We start from the raw sequence: 23306 nt of genomic DNA, 5'->3' as shown, positions 1-23306 counted from the left end.
GTGTGTTATGACCGTTACCCGCAAAGCCTACCGTGCCGCCATCCTGCACAGCATTGCCGACCCGGCCGAGGTAGGCCTGGAGGCTTCCCATGAATACTACGAAGACGGCCTGCTGGTGGTCGACGATGGCCGCATCAGCGCCGTTGGGCACGCCAGTGAACTGCTGCCGACGCTGGATGCCGGCATCCCGGTCGAGCACTATCAGGACGCGCTGATCACCCCGGGTTTCATCGATACCCACATCCACTTCCCGCAGACCGGCATGATCGGTTCCTACGGCGAGCAGTTGCTGGACTGGCTCAACACCTACACCTTCCCCTGCGAAAAGCAGTTCGCCGACAAAGACCACGCCGACCAGGTGGCGAAGATCTTCCTCAAGGAACTGCTGCGTAACGGCACCACCACTGCGCTGGTATTCGGCAGCGTGCACCCGGAGTCGGTCAACGCCCTGTTCGAAGAAGCCGAGCGCCTGGACCTGCGCCTGATCGCCGGCAAAGTGATGATGGACCGCAATGCCCCAGACTACCTGACCGACACCGCCGAGTCCGGCTATGCCGAAAGCAAGGCACTGATCGAGCGCTGGCACGGCAAAGGCCGCCTGCACTATGCCGTGACCCCGCGCTTCGCCCCAACCAGTACGCCGGAACAATTGACCCTGGCCGGCCAATTGCTCAAGGAGCACCCGGGCGTGTACATGCACACGCACCTGTCGGAAAACCTCAAGGAAATCGACTGGGTCAAGTCGCTGTTCCCCGAGCAGAAGGGTTATCTGGACGTCTACGATCACTTCGAGCTGCTGGGCGAACGCTCAGTGTTTGCCCACGGCGTGCACCTGTGCGACGAAGAGTGCCAACGCCTGGCCGAAACCGGCTCGGCCGTGGCCTTCTGCCCCACCTCCAACCTGTTCCTCGGCAGCGGCCTGTTCAACCTGCCCCAGGCCGAGCGGTTCAAGGTCAACGTGGGCCTGGGCACCGACGTTGGCGCCGGCACCAGCTTCTCTCTGCTTAACACCCTGAACGAGGCATACAAGGTGATGCAGCTGCAAGGCGCGCGCCTGCACCCGTACAAATCGCTGTACCTGGCCACCCTCGGCGGCGCCCGCGCGCTACGCCTGGACGACCGTATCGGCAGCCTGCGCCCAGGCAACGATGCCGACTTCGTGGTGCTGGACTACAAGGCCACGCCACTGCTGGACTACCGCATCCAGCAGTCCAACAGCATCGAAGAAACCTTGTTCGTGCTCACCACCCTGGGCGATGACCGTACCGTGCGTGAAACCTACGCCGCCGGGCGCTGCGTGCACCAGCGCTAAGGTTCTTTCGCCAAACCCCGATACAGCGCGCCGCCGATTGCAGCCCCGATCAGCGGCGCCACCCAGAACAGCCACAGCTGCTGCAGGGCCCAGCCCCCGACGAACAAGGCCGGCCCCGTGCTACGCGCGGGGTTGACCGAGGTATTGGTGATCGGGATCGAGATCAGGTGGATCAGGGTAAGGGCCAGGCCGATGGCGATGGGTGCAAAACCGGCCGGTGCGCGGGCGTCGGTCGCCCCCATGATCACCACCAGGAACATGGCGGTCATCACCACTTCACTGATGAAGCCGGCGCCCAGCGTGTAGCCACCGGGCGAGTGGTCGGCGTAGCCGTTTGAAGCCAACCCCGAAGACAGCTCGAAACCGGCCTTGCCGCTGGCGATGAGGTAGATCACCCCGGCCGCCAGGATGGCACCGATGACCTGAGCGATCACATAAGGCAGCAGCTCTTTGGCCGGGAAGCGCCCGCCTACCACCAGCCCGAACGACACGGCAGGGTTTAGATGGCAACCAGAGATATGGCCAATCGCGAAAGCCATGGTCAGTACAGTGAGGCCGAAGGCGAAGGCGACACCGAGTACACCGATGCCGAGAGGGGAACTGGCTGCGAGTACCGCACTGCCACAGCCACCAAGGACCAGCCAGAAGGTGCCGATCAGTTCGGCCCCCATGCGTTTACCCAGGGACATGCTCATGAATCCGTTCCTCAAGAAGTTGAACGCAACGAATGCGCAAGCCCAACTGCTTGATGAAGGTTTGCTCACAAGAATTTAGCAGACCTTTGGGTTATGGCCAGTAGTGCCTGGGGGCTGCCTTGCAGCCCCTCGATCACACCGGCAAACGATCAACCCTTGACGGAAACCTTGGGCTTTTTCAACAGGTGCGAGAAGACCGCATGCAAATCGTCCGAGGCGCTCTCCTCGTCCAGGTTCAGCTTGCTGTCGATGTGGTCCATGTGATGCATCATCAGGCTCACGGCCTGCTCGGCATCGCGCGCCTCGATAGCATCGATAAGCTGCATGTGCTCATCGTAAGAGCAGTGCGAGCGGTTGCCGCTTTCGTACTGGGCGATGATCAGCGAAGTCTGCGATACCAGGCTGCGCTGGAAACTCACCAGCGGTGCATTGCCCGCCGCTTCGGCCAGCTTGAGGTGGAACTCGCCGGAAAGGCGGATGCCGGCACCCCGGTCACCGCGCGAGAAGCTGTCGCGCTCCTCGCGCACCATCTGCCGCAGCTCGTTGAGCTGATCGGGGGTGGCATGCTGCACCGCCAACTCGGTGATGGCGCGTTCGACCATGCGCCGCGAGAAGAACACTTGGCGCGCCTCTTCCACGGTCGGGCTGGCCACCACCGCGCCGCGGTTCGGCCGCAGCAGCACCACGCTTTCGTGGGCCAGGCGCGACAAGGCGCGTCGGATGATGGTGCGACTGACGCCAAAGATCTCGCCCAGCGCTTCCTCGCTCAACTTGGTGCCCGGAGCCAGACGCTGCTCGAGGATCGCCTCGAAAATATGCGCGTAGACGATGTCGTCCTGGGTACCGCTGCGGCCGGCCTTGCCGACTCGTGCAGGTTTCTTCAGAGGTTGCAGCTGTTCGTTCATGGGCTCTCGAGGCACGAAGAGAAAGTATGGCGCCATTGTACACAGGCTGAGGCGATTCCGCAGGGGGCGTTTTACCTATATAGCCGTTGTACGACACATTGCGCATACAAAACATAAAACATTATTTGCTTTCTTTGTACACAAAAGCATAATCCATCGAGCGACTTCTTGACCCATGAGTCAACAAACCGGTCAGACGTCTGCCTTCCCTCGCGGAGCCGCCAAGTGCATTGCGCAGGAAACTGGCTCCATAACAACAAGAAAGACTTGAGGAGTACCCGCTGTGGAAAGCCGCAAATCCGAAGCCCCTACGCTGGATCTCGCCCCACCGCTCGAAACGAGCTGGCTGGAGCGGATTTTCAAACTCAAGCAACACGGCAGTACCGTCAGAACCGAAATGATCGCTGGGGTGACCACCTTCATCACCATGGCCTACATCATCTTCGTCAACCCCAACATCATGGCCGACGCCGGCATCGACCATGGTGCCGCTTTCGTCGCCACCTGCATCGCCGCCGCGCTGGGCTGCCTGCTGATGGGCCTGTACGCCAACTGGCCGGTGGGCCTGGCGCCGGGCATGGGGCTCAATGCCTTCTTTACCTACACCGTTGTCGGCACCATGGGCTACAACTGGGAAACGGCGCTGGGGGCGGTATTCGTCTCGGGCGTGCTGTTCATGTTCCTGACCTTGTCGAAAGTGCGCGAATGGCTGCTCAACAGCATCCCGGTCAGCCTGCGCCATGCCATGGGGGCCGGCGTCGGATTGTTTCTCGGGCTGATCGGCCTTAAGACCGCAGGCATCATCGTCGACAGCCCTGCCACCCTGATCAAGCTGGGCTCGCTGCATGAACCGGGGCCACTGCTGGCAGCCGTGTGCTTCCTGCTGATCGCCATCCTCAGCTACAAGCGGGTATTCGGCGCGATCCTGATCAGCATCATGGGTGTCACCCTGGCCGGCTGGGGCCTGGGCCTGGTCAAATTTGGCGGGGTGATGTCGATGCCGCCGAGCCTGGCGCCCACCTGGATGGCCATGGACGTGGCTGGCGTGTTCAACGTCAGCATGATCAGCGTGGTGCTGGCGTTCCTCTTCGTGCACATGTTCGACACTGCCGGCACCCTGATGGGCGTCGCGCAACGGGCCAACCTGGTGGCGCCGGACGGGCGTATCGAGAACCTGTCGAAGGCGTTGAAGGCTGACAGTGCCTCGAGTGTGTTCGGTGCGGTGGTAGGTGTACCGCCGGTGACCAGCTATGTGGAGAGTGCCGCGGGGGTTGCCGCAGGTGGCCGAACTGGCCTGACGGCTGTGGTGGTAGGCCTGCTGTTCATCGCCGCGATGTTCTTCGCGCCGCTGGCCGGGATGATTCCGGCCTATGCGACAGCAGGTGCACTGATCTATGTTGCAATGCTGATGATGGGCAGCATGGCGCATATCCATTGGGATGAGGCCACCGACAGCATTCCGGCGATCGTCACGGTGATCATGATGCCGCTGACGTTCTCGGTTGCCGATGGTATTGCCCTGGGCTTCATCAGCTATGTGGCCTTGAAGGCGGGTACAGGCAAGTACAAGGAAATCTCGGCCAGCCTGTGGGTGCTGTGCGCGATCTTCATCGCCAAGTTCGTATTCCTCTGATCAAGGGTGTCTGGCTTTAGATTTCCAGTGTTTTCGAAACCGAGCGCCGCCCGCGCGGCGCATCGCGACCAAGGTCGCTCCTACGCTTGTTTCGGGCCACTAATGCCTGCGAGGGACGTGCGCGACCGCCTTGTTGGTATGCCGCGATATGGCGCCCTTGCTCAACATTTGAAAGGCCTTCGCGGTCGCCCGTAGGAGCGGGTTCACCCGCGAAAGGGCCGGCCCTGCCTGCCAATCTCCACCCGCCGTTCACCGTTGCTGCTGCCACCGTATTCGCGGGTAAACCCGCTCCTACAACGGTGGCGGACAGTTGGACACAGCCCGCTGTAGGAGCGGGTTTACCCGCGAAAGGGCCGGCCCTGCCTGCCAATCTCCACCCGCCGTTCACCGTTGCTGCCGCCACCGTATTCGCGGGTAAACCCGCTCCTACCACGGTGGTGGACAGTTGGACACAGCCCGCTGTAGGAGCGGGTTCACCCGCGAAAGGGCCGGCCCTGCCTACCAATCTCCACCCGCCGTTCACCGTTGCTGCCGCCACCGTATTCGCGGGTAAACCCGCTCCTACCACGGTGGTGGACAGTTGGACACAGCCCGTCGTAGGAGCGGGTTCACCCGCGAAGAGGCCGGCACAGGCAACGCAAAAAACAGCAGACGAAAAAAAGCCCGCCAGTGTGAGAGCGGGCCAAAGGACCTACGAAGATTCTTCTAGCGACCAACTAGCTTCCACGATAGGTCGAATAGCTGTACGGCGAAATCAGCAGCGGCACGTGGTAATGCTCCTGCGACTCGTCGATGCCAAAGCGCAGCACAACAACATCCAGAAACGCCTGGGCCGGCAGTTGCACGCCACGGGCGCGGTAGTAATCCCCAGCGCTGAACTGCAACTGGTAAACGCCAGTGCGGTAATCGTCCCCCTGCAACAGCGGCGCATCGACGCGGCCATCGCTATTGGTCAGGGCGGTGTTCACCAGCTCCAGCTGCTGGCCTTCGACGCGGTACAGCTCGACCTTGATCGAGCTACCCGGGCAGCCATGCGCGGCATCCAGTACGTGTGTGGTCAAACGTCCCATTGCGTGTCGCCTCTTGTTCAATCTGTGGGCAAAAAATACTCAGCCATCGCACCAGCTTAGCGCCTGCGGCAGGCGGGAATGACGTTATTAAGACATTCCACCCATGAATTGTACACAATTTTTTGATCTCCCCTGTCGCACCCTCCCTTTGATGCCCATAAACGACCCATCGGTCGCAAATACGCGCACCATAACGATGCCAACTTTATTAGCTGACCAATCAGGCAGGTTTCTTGCACTGTATTTCCAAGTCGCTGTCAGGCGACAAAAGGGAAGAAATGCGGAAAAACAGGCTTACAAAAGATTTCAGAAGTTGTATACAATCAGCCCATCCGGTGGTGCGACATACCGACGCGGCCCGCCCACCCCCCCCGCACTAACGCACAAGAAGGAAGACTGCAGTGAGCGCTGATTACCCTCGCGACCTGATCGGTTACGGCAACAACCCTCCTCACCCGCAATGGCCGGGCAACGCCCGCATCGCGCTGTCTTTCGTCCTCAACTACGAGGAAGGTGGCGAACGCAACATCCTGCACGGTGACAAGGAATCCGAAGCCTTCCTGTCCGAGATGGTCGCTGCCCAACCACTGCAGGGCCAGCGCAACATGAGCATGGAGTCGCTGTATGAATACGGCAGCCGTGCCGGTGTATGGCGCCTGCTGAAGCTGTTCAAGGACAGCGGCGTACCACTCACCATCTTCGCCGTGGCCATGGCCGCCCAGCGCCACCCCGACGTGATCCGCGCCATGGTCGAAGCCGGCCACGAGATCTGCAGCCACGGCTACCGCTGGATCGACTACCAGAACATGGACGAGGCCCAGGAGCGCGAGCACATGCTCGAAGCCATCCGTATCCTCACCGAACTCACTGGCGAGCGCCCGCTGGGCTGGTACACCGGCCGAACCGGCCCGAACACCCGCCGCCTGGTGATGGAGGAAGGTGGTTTCCTCTATGACAGCGACACCTACGACGACGACCTGCCCTACTGGGAGCCAAACAACCCCACTGGCAAGCCGCACCTGGTGATCCCCTACACCCTGGACACCAACGACATGCGCTTCACCCAGGTACAGGGCTTCAACTGCGGCGAGCAGTTCTTCCAGTACCTGAAAGACGCCTTTGATGTGCTGTACGCCGAAGGCGCCGACGCACCGAAAATGCTTTCCATCGGCCTGCACTGCCGCCTGGTCGGTCGCCCGGCGCGCCTGGCAGCACTCAAGCGCTTCGTCGATTACGCAAAAAGTCATGACCAGGTCTGGTTCGCCCGTCGCGTGGATATCGCCCGCCACTGGCACACCACCCACCCGTACAAGAAAGAGAACGCCTGATGACCGCCTTCAATACCCTCAAACCATCCGCCCTGGACCGTGACACCTTCGTCAAGGCCTTCGCCGACATCTACGAGCACTCGCCGTGGGTTGCCGAAAAAGCCTACGACCTGGGCCAACTGGGCGAGCTGGACGAGATCGAGGCGCTGCACCAGCGCATGAGCGACATCCTGCTCAGCGCCAACCACGCCGACCAGCTGGCGCTGATCAACGCTCACCCGGACCTGGCCGGCAAGGCAGCCATCCAGGGCGAGCTGACAGAATCGAGCACCAACGAACAGGCCGGCGCCGGCATTCACCAGTGCACCGCCGAGGAGTTCGCCCGCTTCACCGAGCTGAATGATGCCTACAAAGCCAAGTTCCAGTTCCCGTTCATCATGGCAGTGAAGGGCAGCAACCGGCACCAGATTCTCGCCGCCTTTGAAAAGCGCATCCACAACGATGCCGATGCCGAATTCAAGGAAGCCCTGACGCAGATCAACCAGATCGCCCTGTTCCGCCTGCTGCAGCTGTAAGCAACAGCCGAACCTTATTCAGAAAACGAACAATAGAAGAGATAACCGCATGCGCACCCTGATGATCGAGCCCTTGACCAAAGAAGCCTTCGCCCAGTTCGGAGACGTGATCGAAACCGACGGCAGCGACCACTTCATGATCAACAACGGCTCGACCATGCGCTTTCACAAGCTCGCCACGGTCGAAACCGCCGAGCCTGAAGACAAGGCGATCATCAGCATCTTCCGCGCCGACGCGCAGGACATGCCGCTGACCGTGCGCATGCTGGAACGCCATCCGCTGGGCAGCCAGGCTTTCATCCCGCTGCTCGGCAACCCCTTTCTGATCGTGGTCGCGCCCGTTGGCGATGCACCTGTATCAGGCTTGGTCCGAGCCTTCCGCAGTAATGGCAGGCAGGGCGTTAATTACCATCGCGGCGTCTGGCACCACCCGGTGCTGACGATCGAAAAGCGGGATGATTTCCTGGTGGTTGATCGCAGTGGTTCTGGCAACAACTGCGATGAGCATTACTTCACCGAGGAACAGATGCTGATCCTCAATCCCCACCAATAAGAAAAGGTCAGTCATCTTCTCGGTGACTGGCAGAGGTACATACTGTGGAAGCACACCTTCACGAATGGCTGAACCTGAGCATTCGCTGGGTTCACATGATCACCGGCGTCGCCTGGATCGGTGCATCGTTCTACTTCGTCTGGCTGGAGAACCACCTGAACCGAAGCAACCCGCGCGATGGGTTGTCGGGTGATCTCTGGGCGATTCACGGCGGTGGTATCTACCACCTGGAGAAATACAAGCTCGCCCCCCCGAAAATGCCCGAGAACCTGCACTGGTTCAAATGGGAAGCCTACTTCACCTGGATGTCCGGTATCGCCCTGCTGTGCGTGGTGTTCTACTGGAACCCGACCCTGTACCTGCTGGCACCTGGCAGCACCCTGAGCGGTGCCGAAGGCGTGGCCATCGGTATCGGTTCGCTGATCGCGGGCTGGTTCATCTACGACTTCCTGTGCGACTCGCCCCTGGGCAAGAAGCCAGCGCTGCTCGGTGGTGTGCTGTTCGTGCTGATCATCGCAGCCTGCTGGGGCTTCAGCCTGGTGTTCAGCGGCCGTGGCGCCTACCTGCACACCGGCGCGATCATCGGCACCATCATGGTCGGTAACGTGTTCCGCATCATCATGCCGGCCCAACGCCAGCTGGTGGCGGCGATCGAGAACAACCAGACGCCCGACCCGGTACTGCCGGCCAAGGGCCTGCTGCGCTCGCGTCACAACAACTACTTCACCCTGCCGGTGCTGTTCATCATGATCAGCAACCATTTCCCGAGCACCTACGGTAGCCAGTACAACTGGCTGATCCTGGCCGGTATCGCAGTAGCCGCGGTTCTGATCCGCCACTACTTCAACACCCGCCACGACAGCAACAAGTACGCCTGGACCCTGCCCGTCGGCGCCCTGGCGATGATCTGCCTGGCTTACGTTACCGGCCCGAAACCGATGGCCGTAAGCCCTGAGCAAGCAGCAGCGAAGATCGAGTACCAACCGCTGCCGGCAACTGCGGTAGGCGGCAAGACCGCTGCCGAGCAGCGCGCCGAGGACGCCGCCAAGGCTGCCGAAACACCTGCGCAGGCACCGGCCCAGGCCGCTGCCCAGGCCGGTGGTGGCGACTTCGACAAGATCCACAATGTCATCCAGGAACGCTGCACCGTGTGCCACTCGTCCAAGCCGACCAGCCCACTGTTCAGCACCGCCCCTGCCGGCGTGATGTTCGACACTCCGCAGCAGATCCAGGCCCAGGCCGCGCGCATTCAGGCGCAAGCGGTTGCCAGCCAGATCATGCCGCTGGGCAACATCACCCAGATGACCACCGAAGAGCGCAAGCTCGTCGGGGACTGGATCGCCAAAGGCGCCCAGGTCAACTGACAGCACCTCGCCAGGCAACCCGCCCCCAAGGGAATCATCTTTCCCTGAAGGGGTGGGCTGACCCGCAAATCGGGGGATTGCACATCCCTTGTAGGAGCGGGCTTGCCCGCGAAGAGGCCGGTAACCCCAGCCTCAAGCTCCATGTGTTACGCAACAAGCAAGCATCGAGCGCGCAGGCATGAAGCCTGCCGCTTGGATCCGAGAATAAAAACAAAACTCGAGGTGCTGCATGTCCGAGTCACGCAAGGCGTATATCCCCATTGCGCCGCCGCGCGAACCCTTGCCCCTGTTCCAACTGTTCCTGGTTGGCCTGCAACACGTTCTGCTGATGTACGGTGGCGCGATCGCCGTGCCGTTGATCATCGGCCAGGCCGCCGGGTTGTCCCGTGAAGAAGTCGCTTTCCTGATCAACGCCGACCTGCTGGTCGCTGGCGTCGCTACCATCATCCAGTCGTTCGGTATCGGCCCGGTGGGCATCCGCATGCCGGTGATGATGGGTGCCAGTTTCGCCGCCGTCGGCAGCATGGTGGCCATGGCCGGCATGCCCGGCGTAGGCCTGCAGGGGATCTTCGGCGCGACCATCGCTGCCGGGTTCTTCGGCATGCTGATCGCGCCGTTCATGTCAAAGGTTGTCCGCTTCTTCCCACCGCTGGTCACCGGTACGGTGATCACCTCGATTGGCCTGTCGCTGTTCCCGGTGGCAGTCAACTGGGCCGGTGGCGGCCATGAAGCAGAAACGTTCGGCTCGCCGATCTACCTGCTGGTGGCCGGCCTGGTACTGGCCGTGATCCTGCTGATCAACCGTTTCATGCGCGGTTTCTGGGTCAACGTGTCGGTACTGGTGGGCATGGGCCTTGGCTACATCCTGGCCGGCTCCATCGGCATGGTCGACCTGTCGGGCCTGAATGAAGCACCGTGGTTGCAGGTGGTCACCCCGCTGCACTTCGGCATGCCGACCTTCAGCCTGGCGCCGATCCTGTCCATGTGCCTGGTAGTGGTGATCATCTTCGTCGAGTCCACCGGCATGTTCCTGGCCCTGGGCAAGGTGACTGATCGTGAAGTAACCCCTGGCATGCTGCGTCGCGGCCTGCTGTGCGATGCCGGTGCGTCGTTCATTGCGGGCTTCTTCAACACCTTCACCCACTCCTCGTTCGCCCAGAACATCGGCCTGGTGCAGATGACCGGGGTGCGCTGCCGCTATGTCACCATCGTGGCCGGTGCACTGCTGATCCTGCTCAGCCTGCTGCCCAAGGCGGCCTTCCTGATTGCCTCTATCCCGCCTGCGGTACTGGGCGGCGCGTCCATCGCCATGTTCGGCATGGTCACCGCCACCGGGATCAAGATTCTTCAGGAGGCGGACATCGGCGACCGCCGCAACCAGCTGTTGGTTGCCGTGAGCGTCGGCTTCGGGTTGATCCCCGTGGTACGTCCGGAGTTCTTTGCCCAGATGCCACAGTGGATGGAACCCATCACCCACAGTGGAATCGCCATGGCCACAGTCAGCGCCCTGGTGTTGAACGTACTGTTCAACATCCTTGGCGGTGCCGACCGCGCAATGCACAACGACGTCTGTCACCAGCATTGAGCCAAAGGGGGCGGCGCATGGCTGCCCCTCGTTCACCTCTGCAGTAACCGCTACGCCGTCGACCCGCCGGAATGGGTCGCCCGGGGCGCCTGCGCGCCAAAAACACCAACAAAAACAATAAGTCCGGGAATCACAACATGAAGCGCATCACCACGTCCCTGTTGTTGGGCAGCAGCCTGCTGGCCACCCTACCCTCGCACGCAGGCGAATGGCTGCAATGGCACGGCGAAAGCCTGACCTACCTGTACGGCAAGGACTTCAAGGTCAACCCTGATATCCAGCAGACCATCACCTTCGAGCACGCCAACAAATGGAAGTACGGCGACACCTTCATGTTCGTCGACAAGATCTTCTACAACGGCAAGGCCGACCCCGGCAAAGGTGTGACCACCTACTACGGCGAGTTCAGCCCACGCCTGTCATTGGGCAAGATCTTCGACCGCAAGCTTGCCTTCGGTCCGATCAAGGACGTGCTGCTGGCCATGACCTACGAGCGCGGTGAAGGCGACAACGAGGCCTACCTGATCGGCCCAGGCTTCGACTTGAACATCCCCGGCTTCAACTACTTCACCCTCAATTTCTACGTGCGTAACACCGAAGGCAGCCGCCCCGGTGACAACGTCTGGCAGATTACCCCCGGCTGGTCGTACACCCTCCCCGTGGGGCGGTCAGACATTCTGATCGACGGTTACATGGACTGGGTTACCGACAACGACCAGACCCGCCGTGGCACCTATCACGCCAACCTGCACTTCAACCCGCAGGTCAAATACGACCTGGGCAAGGCGCTGAACCTGGGCGCCAAGCAGCTCTACGTTGGCTTTGAATACAGCTACTGGAAAGACAAGTACGGCATTGACAGCCGCGGCAACCTGGACAGTAACCAGAGCGTCGCCAGCGCGCTGGTCAAGGTCCACTTCTGACAAGCTGACCAAACGCACAGGTTTGATCCACCCCGCTCCAGGACGGAGCACTTGAGGCGCGGCGCGCAAGCCAGTAATCTGCGCGCCCCCTCGATCAGGGCAGAACGGATTCTGCCTGCGTTTACTGACCGCTCAGTCAATGAATTCGGGCGGTTGGCCAACGTGTTGCCAGCCTGAAAGACCCTTTTCATCCGTTCAGAACGAAGTCGAGCAGGAAGGTTTTGCCAACCCGGAAAAGTTGGCCCAACCCTTGCCAAACAGCTGTGGCCTATCGAAAAAAGCTGACTCAAAAGACAAAAAAAGCGCCGACACCGAGCGCTGACAACAGATCAATCAAGGGAGCGACACTCGCAATGCGTACTATCAAGAGCCTGATCCTCGCTGGCGGCCTGCTGGCCTGCGGCACCACCTTCGGCGGCGACCTGCTGCAATGGCAGAACAACAGCCTGACCTACCTGTGGGGCAAGAACTTCAAGGTCAACCCGGCGATTCAGCAAACCGTCACCTTCGAGCACGCCGATGGCTGGAAGTACGGAGACAACTTCATTTTCGTCGACAAGATTTTCTACCAGGGCCAGAAAGACGCCGGCAACGGCCCGAACACCTACTACGGTGAGATCAGCCCACGCCTGTCGTTCGGCAAGATTTTCGATCAGAAGATCGAGTTTGGCCCGGTCAAGGACGTGCTGCTGGCGATGACCTACGAGTTTGGCGAAGGTGACACAGAGTCTTACCTGATCGGCCCAGGCTTCGACCTGGCCATTCCGGGCTTCGACTACTTCCAGCTAAACTTCTACAACCGCACCACCGACGGCAGCCGCGCTGGCGACAACGTGTGGCAGATCACCCCGGTGTGGTCGTACACCATTCCGGTCGGCGATTCCGACGTACTGATCGACGGCTTCATGGACTGGGTGGTGGACAACGACGAGAACCGCCGCGGCACCTACCAGGCCAACCTGCACTTCAACCCGCAGATCAAGTACGACCTGGGCAAGGCATTGCACCTGGGTGAGAAACAGCTGTATGTGGGTGTGGAGTATGACTACTGGAAAAACAAGTACGGCATCAAGGACAGCGATGCCTTCACTACCGACCAGAACACCATGAGCTTCCTGGTCAAGGTTCACTTCTGAACTGATCGCTCGGGGCCGCGCTGCGGCCCATTCGCGGGTAAACCCGCTCCTACAGGGGCCGCGCCGGGTTCAAGGCAAACGCGATACCTGGGGGGAGGGTTCACCCGCGAACCGGGGCAAAGCCCCGGACACACGCCTCAATTGGCTGGCCGAACTGCCCGCCACAATTTCCCCGCAACGCTTACCACCAGCAGCACCACAGCACCTGCGATGACTCCGACCCCGCCGTTGAGCAACGCACCGGTCAACGCCCCGCCACGCCCTTCGCTGAACGCCTCGATGGCATGATGCAGCGGCTCGATGCCATGCACCAGGATCCCACCGCCAACCAGGAACATCGCCGCGGTACCAATCACCGACAGGCTTTTCATCATGTACGGCGCCGCCCGCAGGATGCCGTTACCCACTGCCTGAGTCAGCCTGGAGGTTTTGCGGGCCATCCACAGCCCAAGGTCGTCAAGCTTGACGATCCCGCCTACCAACCCATACACACCAATGGTCATGACCACCGCAATGCCCGACAGCACGATGATCTGCTGGGTCAGCGGCGAGTCCGCGACGATACCCAAGGTAATGGCGATGATTTCCGCCGACAGGATGAAGTCGGTACGCACCGCCCCCTTGATCTTGGCTTTTTCAAAAGCCACCAGGTCAACGCTGGGATCGGCAACGGCCTCCTTGCGCGCCTCGTGCTGTGCCTCATCCTCTTCCTTGCTGTGCAAGAACTTGTGCGCCAGCTTCTCGAAACCCTCGAAGCACAGGTACGCACCGCCCAGCATCAGCAGTGGCGTTACCGCCCACGGGATGAAGGCACTGATCAGCAGGGCCGCCGGCACCAGAATGGCCTTGTTCAGCAGCGAGCCTTTGGCCACCGCCCACACCACCGGCAACTCGCGATCAGCGCGCACGCCGGTGACCTGCTGAGCATTCAGTGCCAGGTCGTCACCCAGCACACCCGCAGTCTTTTTCGCCGCAACTTTGGTCATTAGCGAGACGTCATCCAGCAGCGTGGCGATGTCGTCGATCAGTACCAGTAGACTGCTTCCTGCCATGTTTGCCTGTTTCCCCTGAATTGAATGTGCCGGAGTCTAGCCGAAAGTCGCTGCCTTGAGCGCCCGTCGAGCCCGGTGCTACCATGCCCGATCCCCCTTAGAGGTGGCCAGACACGAGGAAGATCCCTGACCATGAGCACCATTCGCGAGCGCAACAAGGAATTGATCCTGCGCGCGGCAAGCGAGGAATTCGCCGACAAGGGCTTCGCCGCCACCAAGACCAGCGATATCGCGGCCAAGGCCGGCCTGCCCAAGCCGAACGTGTATTACTACTTCAAGTCCAAGGACAACCTTTACCGCGAGGTCCTGGAAAGCATCATCGCGCCAATCATGCAGGCATCCACGCCGTTCAATGCAGACGGCGACCCGAAGGAAGTGCTGAGCGCGTACATTCGTTCGAAGATTCGCATTTCGCGTGATCTGCCTTATGCGTCCAAGGTGTTCGCCAGCGAGATCATGCATGGCGCGCCGCACCTGTCACCGAACCAGGTAGAGCAGTTGAACGAGCAGGCCCGACACAACATCGAGTGTATCCAGCGCTGGATCGACCGCGGGCAGATCGCCCATGTGGACGCGCATCACCTGATGTTCAGCATCTGGGCGGCGACCCAGACCTATGCGGACTTCGACTGGCAGATTTCTGCAGTGACCGGCAAGGCCAAGCTGGCCGACAGTGATTATGACGCGGCAGCCGAAACCATCATTCGTATGGTCTTGAAAGGTTGTGAGCCTGAGGCAGCCTGAACCATCCCGAAGGGCCATTCGCGGGCAAGCCCGCTCCCACAGGATCACCACATGCCTGAAGATAGTGGAGTCCCTGTGGGAGCGGGCTTGCCCGCGAATGGGCCAGAACAGGCAATAGAGATTTAGGCCGCTACCCCGGCATCTGCCCGCAACCCCACCTCCTCGATCGCACTGATCGCACACTGCTCGTCGATATCCGAGGTATCGCCGCTGATCCCCACGGCACCCAGCACCTTGCCGTCCTGATCACGAATCAGCACCCCACCCGGCGCCGGCACCACCGGCCGCTCACCCATGCCGTTCAACGCGGCAAAAAAAGCCGGCCGCTGCTGCGCATCCAGCGCCAGCAAGCGCGATCCCTTGCCCAGGGCAATCGCGCCCCAGGCCTTGCCAGTGGCCACTTCAGGACGAATCAGGCTGGCGCCATCCTCGCGCTGCAGCGCCAGCAGGTGCCCGCCGGCATCCAGCACCGCCACGGTCAGCGGCGCGGCATTGATCTTGCGGCCCGCCACCAGCGCGGCATTCACCAGGCTGACGGCGACTTTCAGGTTCAGAACGTTCATGGAAAGGTCCTCTTCTTGTTGTGAGAAGCCCTGAGGGCAGTTGAAAACCGATCGAACAAATAGAACACAACGAGAGATGTTTTTGTATACAATATTTTTAAACGATCGTATGCGATGGCGCAAACCCTCGTTTTCACGGGCGCTCTGACGAAAGCCAGCTTAGTCGATGAAAACCCATTGACCTGAGCCGCCAGGCGTGAATACACTCTGTCGCAAAGCAAGTTGTATACAATTACAAAATCGATGAGGCACAAACCATGAGCAAAATGAGAGCAATCGATGCAGCCGTTCTGGTCATGCGCCGTGAAGGTGTAGATACCGCGTTCGGCATCCCGGGGGCTGCCATCAACCCGTTGTATTCGGCCCTGAAGAAAGTCGGTGGCATCGATCACGTCCTCGCTCGTCACGTCGAAGGTGCCTCGCACATGGCCGAGGGCTACACCCGCGCCAACCCGGGCAACATCGGTGTGTGCATCGGCACGTCCGGCCCTGCCGGCACCGACATGGTCACCGGCCTGTACAGTGCCTCGGCCGACTCCATCCCGATTCTGTGCATCACCGGCCAGGCGCCACGTGCCCGCCTGCACAAGGAAGACTTCCAGGCTGTCGACATCACCAACATCGTCAAGCCGGTGACCAAGTGGGCGACCACCGTTCTGGAGCCAGGCCAGGTGCCTTACGCCTTCCAGAAGGCCTTCTATGAAATGCGTACCGGCCGCCCAGGCCCGGTGCTGATCGACCTGCCGTTCGATGTGCAGATGGCCGAAATCGAATTCGACATCGACGCCTACGAACCGCTCCCCGTGCACAAGCCGTCCGCCACTCGCGTACAGGCCGAAAAAGCCCTGGCCCTGCTCAATGATGCCGAGCGCCCCCTGCTGGTAGCCGGTGGTGGCATCATCAACGCCGACGCCAGCGACAAGCTGGTCGAATTCGCCGAACTGACCGGCGTACCGGTGATCCCGACCCTGATGGGCTGGGGCACCATCCCGGACGACCACGCACAAATGGTCGGCATGGTCGGCCTGCAGACCTCGCACCGCTATGGCAACGCAACCCTGCTGAAATCCGACCTGGTATTCGGTATCGGTAACCGCTGGGCCAACCGCCACACCGGTTCCGTCGATGTCTACACCGAAGGCCGCAAGTTCGTGCACGTCGACATCGAACCGACCCAGATCGGCCGCGTGTTCACCCCGGACCTGGGCATCGTTTCCGATGCGGGCAAGGCACTGGACGTGTTCCTGGAAGTGGCCCGCGAGTGGAAAGCCGCCGGCAAGCTCAAGTGCCGCAAGGCCTGGCTCGAAGAGTGCCAGGAGCGCAAGTCGAGCCTGCAGCGCAAGACCCACTTCGACAACGTGCCGGTCAAGCCGCAGCGCGTCTACGAAGAAATGAACCAGGTATTCGGCAAGGACACCTGCTACGTCAGCACCATCGGTCTGTCGCAGATTGCCGGCGCCCAGTTCCTGCATGTGTACAAGCCTCGCCACTGGATCAACTGCGGCCAGGCCGGCCCGCTGGGCTGGACCATCCCTGCCGCGCTGGGTGTGGTCAAAGCCGACCCGAAGCGCAAGGTTGTGGCGCTGTCGGGTGACTACGACTTCCAGTTCATGATCGAAGAGCTGGCGGTAGGCGCACAGTTCAACCTGCCGTACGTCCACGTGCTGGTCAACAACGCCTACCTGGGCCTGATCCGTCAGGCGCAGCGTGGCTTCGACATGGATTACTGTGTACAACTGGCGTTCGAGAACATCAACTCGACCGACGCTGCCACCTACGGTGTCGATCACGTCGCTGTGGTCGAAGGCCTGGGTTGCAAGGCCATCCGTGTGTTCGAGCCAGCAGAAATCGCCCCTGCCCTGATCAAGGCACAGAAGATGGCCGAAGAGTTCCGCGTGCCGGTGGTGGTTGAAGTGATTCTCGAGCGTGTGACCAACATTTCCATGGGCACCGAGATCAACGCGGTCAACGAGTTCGAAGACCTGGCCCTGGTCGGCAACGACGCGCCAACCGCCATCTCGCTGCTGGACTGATCGCCTGACGCCCCCAGGCACGCCCTGGGGGCCTTCATCGCAAGGAGACAACTCATGCCTCGCTTCGCTGCCAACCTGTCCATGCTGTTCACCGAACAGGACTTCCTGGCCCGCTTCAAAGCTGCCGCTGACGCTGGCTTCAGCGGCGTCGAATACCTCTTCCCCTATGACTTCAGCGCAGCTGAAATCAAGCAGCAGTTGGAGGCCAACGGCCTGACCCAAGTGCTGTTCAACCTGCCGGCAGGCGACTGGGCCAAAGGTGAGCGCGGCATCACCTGCCACCCCGACCGCATCGAAGAATTCCGCGCAGGTGTCGACAAAGCCATCGAATACGCCAAGGTCCTTGGCAACACCCAGGTCAACGCCCTGGCCGGCATCCGCCCACAAGGCCCGGACTGCGCCACCGTGCGCAAGACCTTCGTCGAGAACCTGCGCTACGCCGCTGACAAGCTCAAGGCCGACGGGATCCGCCTGGTCATGGAAATGATCAACACCCGCGATATCCCCGGTTTCTACCTGAACACCACCCAACAGGCGCTGGAAATCCAGGCCGAGGTAGGCAGCGACAACCTGTTCCTGCAGTACGACATCTACCACATGCAGATCATGGAAGGTGACCTGGCTCGCACGATGGAAGCCAACCTGAAGCTGATCAACCACATCCAACTGGCCGACAACCCCGGCCGTAACGAACCAGGCACCGGCGAGATCAACTACCGCTTCCTGTTCGAGCACCTGGACCGCATTGGCTACCAGGGCTGGGTGGGCGCGGAGTACAAGCCGCTGACCACCACCGAAGCGGGCCTGGGCTGGCTGAAAACCCACAACGCAATCTGAGGAACAACTCGGGACCCTGTGGGAGCGGGCTCGCCCGCGAACACCGGCAAAGCCGGTGCCATCCACCGAGTTGTCTGCTTCGCGGGCGAGCCCGCTCCCACAGGGGGCCAAAGCTTGCTTGAGATATCACAATTACAAAGAGGTAATTTCTCATGGCTAAAATCGGTTTCATCGGCACCGGCATCATGGGCAAGCCCATGGCCCAGAACCTGCAAAAGGCAGGTCACAGCCTGTTCATTTCCACCCACCACGACGCCGCGCCAGCCGACCTGATCGCTGCCGGTGCCGTGGCCCTGGCCAACCCGAAAGAGGTTGCCCAGGAAGCCGAATTCATCATCGTCATGGTCCCCGACACCCCGCAGGTAGAAAGCGTTCTGTTCGGTGAAAACGGCGTGGCCGAAGGCGTCGGCCCGAACAAGGTGGTGATCGACATGAGTTCGATCTCGCCAACCGCGACCAAAGTGTTCGCAGAGAAAATCAAGGCAACCGGCGCTGCCTACCTGGACGCTCCTGTATCCGGTGGCGAAGTCGGTGCCAAGGCTGCGACCCTGAGCATCATGGTCGGTGGCTGCCCGAACGCCTTCGAGCGCACCCTGCCGCTGTTCGAAGCCATGGGCAAGAACATCACCCGCGTCGGTGGCAACGGTGACGGCCAGACCGCCAAGGTCGCCAACCAGATCATTGTCGCCCTGAACATCCAGGCCGTCAGCGAAGCATTGCTGTTCGCCGCCAAGAACGGTGCCGACCCGGCCAAGGTGCGTGAAGCACTGATGGGCGGCTTCGCCTCGTCGAAAATCCTCGAAGTGCACGCCGAGCGCATGATCAAGGGCACCTTCGACCCAGGCTTCCGCATCAACCTGCACCAGAAGGACCTGAACCTGGCCCTGCAAGGCGCCAAGGAACTGGGCATCAACCTGCCCAATACCTCCAATGCCCAGCAAGTGTTCAACACCTGCCAGGCCCTGGGCGGCGGCAACTGGGACCACTCGGCGCTGATCAAAGGCCTGGAGCACATGGCCAACTTCTCGATCCGCGGCGACAAATAAGTCGTTTTTAGCCTTCACTGGCCTCTTCGCGGGTAAACCCGCTCCTACCAAAGACCGCACAATCGCTCAGAGCTGTGCATTTAGGAGCGGGGCTTGTCCGCGAAGAAGCCAACGCCGTTGAACCTGCGACCACAGGCCCAATGGTGGCATCGAGCAACACCCGCCCCTGGTTCGGCCTGCACGGAGGCAGTTCCAGGGGCGTCTTTGATTCTGCAGAACAACAATAACTGGGAGCCTGCCATGTCGGTCGATCCGCAAAAACTTCTCCGCGAGCTGTTCGACACAGCCATCGCCGCCGCCCACCCCCGTCAAGTCCTCGAACCCTACCTGCCCGCCGATCGCAGCGGCCGGGTTATCGTCATCGGCGCCGGCAAGGCCGCAGCCGCCATGGCCGAAGTGGTCGAGAAAAGCTGGCAGGGCGAAGTCTCCGGCCTGGTCGTCACCCGCTACGGCCATGGTGCCAACTGCCAGAAGATCGAGGTGGTCGAAGCCGCCCACCCGGTCCCGGACGCTGCCGGCCTGGCTGTGGCCAAGCGCGTGCTGGACCTGGTCAGCAACCTCAACGAAAACGACCGCGTCATCTTCCTGCTGTCTGGCGGTGGCTCGGCGCTGCTGGCCCTGCCTGCCGAGGGCCTGACCCTGGCCGACAAGCAGCAGATCAACAAGGCGCTGCTGAAATCCGGCGCCACCATCGGCGAGATGAACTGCGTGCGCAAGCACCTCTCGGCGATCAAGGGCGGGCGCCTGGCCAAGGCCTGCTGGCCGGCCACGGTCTACACCTATGCCATTTCCGATGTACCGGGCGACCTCGCCACGGTAATCGCCTCCGGCCCCACAGTGGCCGACCCGAGCACCTCGGCCGACGCCCTGGCCATCCTCAAACGCTACAACATCGAAGCGCCCAAAGCGGTCATCGACTGGTTGAACAACCCGGCCTCGGAAACCGTCAAGGCCGACGACCCGGCCTTGGCCCGCAGCCACTTCCAGTTGATCGCCAAACCCCAGCAGTCGCTCGAGGCCGCCGCCGTCAAAGCCCGCCAGGCCGGTTTCAGCCCGCTGATCCTCGGCGACCTTGAAGGCGAATCGCGCGAAGTGGCCAAGGTGCATGCCGGTATCGCCCGGCAAATCGTTCAGCACGGCCAACCGCTCAAAGCGCCCTGCGTGATCCTGTCGGGTGGCGAAACCACCGTGACCGTACGCGGCAATGGCCGTGGCGGGCGCAACGCCGAGTTCCTGCTCAGCCTCACCGAAAGCCTGAAAGGCCTGCCGGGTGTTTACGCCCTGGCCGGTGACACCGACGGCATCGATGGCTCGGAAGATAACGCCGGTGCCTTCATGACCCCCGCCAGCTACGACCGCGCCGAAGCGTTGGGCCTGTCGGCCAGCGACGAATTGGACAACAACAACGGCTACGGCTACTTCGCCGCGCTGGATGCGCTGATCGTCACCGAACCGACTCGCACCAACGTCAACGACTTCCGCGCCATCCTGATCCTCGAGACTGCCCAATCATGACGCCTGATAAAAAAGTAAAGATCCTCGCCACCCTTGGCCCTGCGATCAACGGCATCGACGATATCCGCCAGCTGGTCGAAGCCGGGGTGAACATCTTCCGCCTCAACTTCAGCCATGGCGAGCATGCCGACCACGCCCTGCGCTACCAGTGGATCCGCGAAGTCGAGCAGCAACTGAACTACCCGCTGGGTATCCTCATGGACCTGCAAGGGCCGAAGCTGCGCGTTGGCCGCTTTGCCGAAGGCAAGGTGCAGCTGCAACGCGGCCAGGCCCTGCGCCTGGACCTGGACAAAACCCCGGGCGACAGCCGCCGGGTCAACCTGCCGCACCCCGAAATCATCGCCGCCCTTGAGCCCGGCATGGACCTGCTGCTGGACGACGGCAAGCTGCGTCTGCGCGTTACCGCCAAGCACAGCGACGCCATCGACACCGAGGTACTGAACGGTGGCGAGCTTTCCGACCGCAAGGGCGTCAACGTACCGCAAGCGGTGCTCGACCTCTCCCCGCTCACCGAAAAAGACCGCCGCGACCTGGCCTTTGGCCTGGAGCTGGGTGTGGACTGGGTCGCCCTGTCGTTCGTGCAGCGCCCTGAAGACATCGTCGAAGCGCGCCAGCTGATTGGCGACCGCGCCTACCTGATGGCCAAGATCGAGAAGCCATCGGCGGTGGAGCAACTGCAAGCCATCGCCGAACTGGCAGACGCGATCATGGTGGCCCGTGGTGACCTGGGCGTGGAAGTACCGGCCGAAAGCGTGCCGCAGATCCAGAAGCGCATCATCGGTACCTGCCGCCAGCTGGGCAAGCCGGTGGTGGTGGCCACGCAGATGCTCGAGTCGATGCGTTTCTCGCCAGCACCAACCCGTGCCGAAGTCACCGACGTGGCCAACGCGGTGGCCGAAGGTGCCGACGCTGTGATGCTGTCGGCCGAGACGGCCTCGGGCGACTACCCGCTGGAAGCTGTGCAGATGATGAGCAAGATCATCCGCCAGGTGGAGAACGGCCCGGACTACCAGGCCCAGCTCGACGTCGGCCGGCCAAAGGCCGAAGCGACCGTATCGGATGCCATCAGCTGCGCCATCCGCCGCATCAGCGGCATTCTGCCGGTGGCGGTGCTGGTCAACTACAGCGAGTCGGGTGCCTCGACCCTGCGCGCGGCACGTGAGCGGCCACGGGCACCGATCCTCAACCTGACGCCGAACCTGAACACCGCGCGCCGCCTGAGCGTGGCCTGGGGCGTGCATTCGGTGGTCAACGACCGCCTGCGTCAGGTCGACGAGGTGGTTTCCACCGCCCTGGAGATTGCCCAGGCGCAAGGCATGGCCAGCCGTGGCGACACGTTGCTGATCACCGCTGGCGTGCCTTTCGGCAAGCCGGGTACGACCAACACGCTGCGGATCGAGACTTTGATCTGAGATTGCCGGGGGCGCGTTGCGCCCCTTTCGCGACACAAGGCCGCTCCCACAGGGCCGCGCTGGCACAAGGGAATGCGATCCCTGTGTGAGCGGCCTTGTGTCGCGATTGGAGGGCAAAGCCCTCCCCGAATACCGCTCTACCTGACCGCGGAAAACCGAGGCCCAAAGAGGCCCACCGCTCCCCCATCAACCTCACTGACTGCCCCATGTACACCAAAAATTTCGTCAACCCGTGCCCCGACTGGGCCACGGCGTTACTCAACGGCTTCAGCCAGGTGCTGCTGCTGCGCAACCCCCTGTGCGGCCTGTGCTGCCTGCTGGCCATCCTGCTGACCGCACCCAACCTGGTCGGCGGCGCGCTGCTTGGTGCCTTGGCCGGCCTGCTCACCGCCCAGGCACGCGGCTATGACCGTGCCGACCGCCAAGCGGGGCTGTACTGCTACAACGGCGTGCTGATCGGCATCCTGATCAGCGCGGTGCTGCCCTGGTCGGCGATCCTGCCGCCACTGATCATCGCCGCCGGCGGCCTGTCCAGCATCATCACCCACCAGTGGCGCAAGCGCGGCGGCAAGTTGCTGATTGCCTACACCTCCCCTTTCGTATTGCTGGGCTGGGCCACACTGCTGGTCGCCAGCCCCTCGCCCAACGGCTTCGTCGAAGCCGACCCGCTGTATGCGTTGGCCCGCGGCGTGGGCCAGATTTTCCTGCTCGACCAGCCCTTGGCCGGGTTGCTGATCATCGTCGGCATGTTCATCGCCAATCCCTATGCGGCGATGTGGGCGGTGATCGGCTCGGCCATTGGTGGCGGCGTGGCGTTGCTCACCGATCAGGCGCAAGCCGCCTGGTTAGGCCTGTACGGCTTCAATGGCGCACTGGCGGCACTGGCCTTTAGCCGGCAAGGTGAAAAGCCCTGGGTGACGGTGCTGGCCATTGCCCTGGCGCTGTTGCTACAACCGCTGCTCAACTTGATGCCCATTGCAGGGCTGACAGCGCCGTTCGTACTGGCCTGCTGGCTGATGCATTCGGGCAACCACTTCTGGCAGCTTCTGCTGCGTCGGAATATATGGCGCCTACATAACTGAAGG

The 23306-nt window shown here is 61.8% G+C and carries 21 protein-coding genes; 16 read left to right on the top strand and 5 right to left on the bottom strand.

Annotated elements, in window-relative coordinates:
- Window positions 1-7 precede the first annotated feature (7 nt).
- Window positions 8-1312: a guanine deaminase gene (guaD, locus tag ACYCCG_RS10310; protein ID WP_176685154.1), complete on the top strand. Its 1305-nt coding sequence runs from the start codon at window positions 8-10 to the stop codon at window positions 1310-1312.
- Here guaD and aqpZ read toward each other — a convergent pair.
- Both aqpZ and ACYCCG_RS10300 read right to left on the bottom strand, forming a co-directional pair.
- Window positions 1309-2007, bottom strand: coding sequence for an aquaporin Z (gene aqpZ / locus ACYCCG_RS10305; protein WP_176685153.1), 699 nt, complete (start codon window positions 2005-2007; stop codon window positions 1309-1311). The genes guaD and aqpZ overlap by 4 nt on opposite strands.
- 149 nt (window positions 2008-2156) lie before the next feature.
- A complete protein-coding gene (locus tag ACYCCG_RS10300; RefSeq protein WP_004577063.1) occupies window positions 2157-2912 on the bottom strand; it encodes a GntR family transcriptional regulator in 756 nt (251 codons plus the stop codon).
- A 283-nt stretch (window positions 2913-3195) separates the two neighbouring features.
- On the opposite strand from ACYCCG_RS10300, the gene ACYCCG_RS10295 reads away from it, so the two are divergent.
- Window positions 3196-4545 carry an NCS2 family permease gene (locus tag ACYCCG_RS10295; RefSeq protein ID WP_010955029.1) on the top strand — a complete coding sequence of 450 codons (1350 nt, stop codon included), beginning with the start codon at window positions 3196-3198 and terminating at the stop codon, window positions 4543-4545.
- 716 nt (window positions 4546-5261) lie between these two features.
- Here ACYCCG_RS10295 and uraH read toward each other — a convergent pair.
- On the bottom strand, window positions 5262-5615 hold the full coding sequence (gene uraH / locus ACYCCG_RS10290) for a hydroxyisourate hydrolase (RefSeq protein WP_003254328.1): 354 nt from the start codon (window positions 5613-5615) through the stop codon (window positions 5262-5264).
- Between the two features lie 401 nt (window positions 5616-6016).
- On the opposite strand from uraH, the gene puuE reads away from it, so the two are divergent.
- The 7 genes from puuE (at window position 6017) to ACYCCG_RS10255 (ending at window position 13019) form a co-directional block, all read left to right on the top strand.
- Window positions 6017-6943: an allantoinase PuuE gene (gene puuE, locus ACYCCG_RS10285; RefSeq protein ID WP_176685151.1), complete on the top strand. Its 927-nt coding sequence runs from the start codon at window positions 6017-6019 to the stop codon at window positions 6941-6943.
- A complete protein-coding gene (gene uraD, locus ACYCCG_RS10280) occupies window positions 6943-7458 on the top strand; it encodes a 2-oxo-4-hydroxy-4-carboxy-5-ureidoimidazoline decarboxylase (RefSeq protein WP_176685150.1) in 516 nt (171 codons plus the stop codon). Before puuE ends, uraD begins: the two co-directional genes overlap by 1 nt.
- A gap of 49 nt (window positions 7459-7507) precedes the next feature.
- Window positions 7508-8011 carry an ureidoglycolate lyase gene (locus ACYCCG_RS10275; RefSeq protein ID WP_003254333.1) on the top strand — a complete coding sequence of 168 codons (504 nt, stop codon included), beginning with the start codon at window positions 7508-7510 and terminating at the stop codon, window positions 8009-8011.
- Between the two features lie 44 nt (window positions 8012-8055).
- Complete coding sequence (locus ACYCCG_RS10270) at window positions 8056-9375, top strand: urate hydroxylase PuuD (protein WP_176685149.1); 1320 nt, start codon at window positions 8056-8058, stop codon at window positions 9373-9375.
- 229 nt (window positions 9376-9604) lie between these two features.
- Window positions 9605-10960 carry a nucleobase:cation symporter-2 family protein gene (locus tag ACYCCG_RS10265; RefSeq protein ID WP_459670277.1) on the top strand — a complete coding sequence of 452 codons (1356 nt, stop codon included), beginning with the start codon at window positions 9605-9607 and terminating at the stop codon, window positions 10958-10960.
- A 137-nt stretch (window positions 10961-11097) separates the two neighbouring features.
- Entirely contained in the window at window positions 11098-11883 is a 786-nt protein-coding gene (locus ACYCCG_RS10260) for an outer membrane protein OmpK (RefSeq protein WP_209967310.1), read from the top strand.
- Between the two features lie 353 nt (window positions 11884-12236).
- Window positions 12237-13019, top strand: a complete 783-nt coding sequence (locus tag ACYCCG_RS10255; protein WP_003254339.1) for an outer membrane protein OmpK — start codon at window positions 12237-12239, stop codon at window positions 13017-13019.
- A 137-nt stretch (window positions 13020-13156) separates the two neighbouring features.
- On the opposite strand, the gene ACYCCG_RS10250 is transcribed toward ACYCCG_RS10255, so the two are convergent.
- Window positions 13157-14071, bottom strand: a complete 915-nt coding sequence (locus tag ACYCCG_RS10250) for a DUF808 domain-containing protein (RefSeq protein ID WP_459670273.1) — start codon at window positions 14069-14071, stop codon at window positions 13157-13159.
- Between the two features lie 132 nt (window positions 14072-14203).
- Between ACYCCG_RS10250 and ACYCCG_RS10245 the strand changes: the two genes are divergently transcribed.
- Window positions 14204-14815, top strand: a complete 612-nt coding sequence (locus tag ACYCCG_RS10245) for a TetR/AcrR family transcriptional regulator (RefSeq protein ID WP_012273442.1) — start codon at window positions 14204-14206, stop codon at window positions 14813-14815.
- Between the two features lie 122 nt (window positions 14816-14937).
- On the opposite strand, the gene ACYCCG_RS10240 is transcribed toward ACYCCG_RS10245, so the two are convergent.
- A complete protein-coding gene (locus tag ACYCCG_RS10240) occupies window positions 14938-15378 on the bottom strand; it encodes a GlcG/HbpS family heme-binding protein (RefSeq protein ID WP_010955037.1) in 441 nt (146 codons plus the stop codon).
- 257 nt (window positions 15379-15635) lie between these two features.
- Between ACYCCG_RS10240 and gcl the strand changes: the two genes are divergently transcribed.
- The 6 genes from gcl to ACYCCG_RS10210 all read left to right on the top strand — a co-directional run bounded on the left by gcl (window position 15636) and on the right by ACYCCG_RS10210 (window position 23303).
- Window positions 15636-17411 (top strand): glyoxylate carboligase, encoded by a 1776-nt coding sequence (gcl, locus tag ACYCCG_RS10235; protein ID WP_010955038.1) that lies wholly within the window; start codon window positions 15636-15638, stop codon window positions 17409-17411.
- Window positions 17412-17465: 54 nt separating this feature from the next.
- Window positions 17466-18248 (top strand): hydroxypyruvate isomerase, encoded by a 783-nt coding sequence (gene hyi / locus ACYCCG_RS10230; RefSeq protein ID WP_459670269.1) that lies wholly within the window; start codon window positions 17466-17468, stop codon window positions 18246-18248.
- A 152-nt stretch (window positions 18249-18400) separates the two neighbouring features.
- Window positions 18401-19294, top strand: coding sequence for a 2-hydroxy-3-oxopropionate reductase (locus ACYCCG_RS10225; RefSeq protein ID WP_103462236.1), 894 nt, complete (start codon window positions 18401-18403; stop codon window positions 19292-19294).
- Window positions 19295-19534: 240 nt separating this feature from the next.
- A complete protein-coding gene (locus ACYCCG_RS10220; protein ID WP_176685143.1) occupies window positions 19535-20809 on the top strand; it encodes a glycerate kinase type-2 family protein in 1275 nt (424 codons plus the stop codon).
- Window positions 20806-22221 carry a pyruvate kinase gene (gene pyk / locus ACYCCG_RS10215; RefSeq protein ID WP_003254349.1) on the top strand — a complete coding sequence of 472 codons (1416 nt, stop codon included), beginning with the start codon at window positions 20806-20808 and terminating at the stop codon, window positions 22219-22221. The genes ACYCCG_RS10220 and pyk overlap by 4 nt, the downstream gene beginning before the upstream one ends.
- Before the next feature lie 206 nt (window positions 22222-22427).
- A complete protein-coding gene (locus ACYCCG_RS10210; protein WP_459670267.1) occupies window positions 22428-23303 on the top strand; it encodes an urea transporter in 876 nt (291 codons plus the stop codon).
- Window positions 23304-23306: the final 3 nt, after the last annotated feature.

It is taken from the genome of Pseudomonas sp. VEM90 (assembly GCF_054611535.1).
Note: the sequence above shows the minus strand (reverse complement) of the source record. Positions and strands in the feature narration are given on the sequence as shown.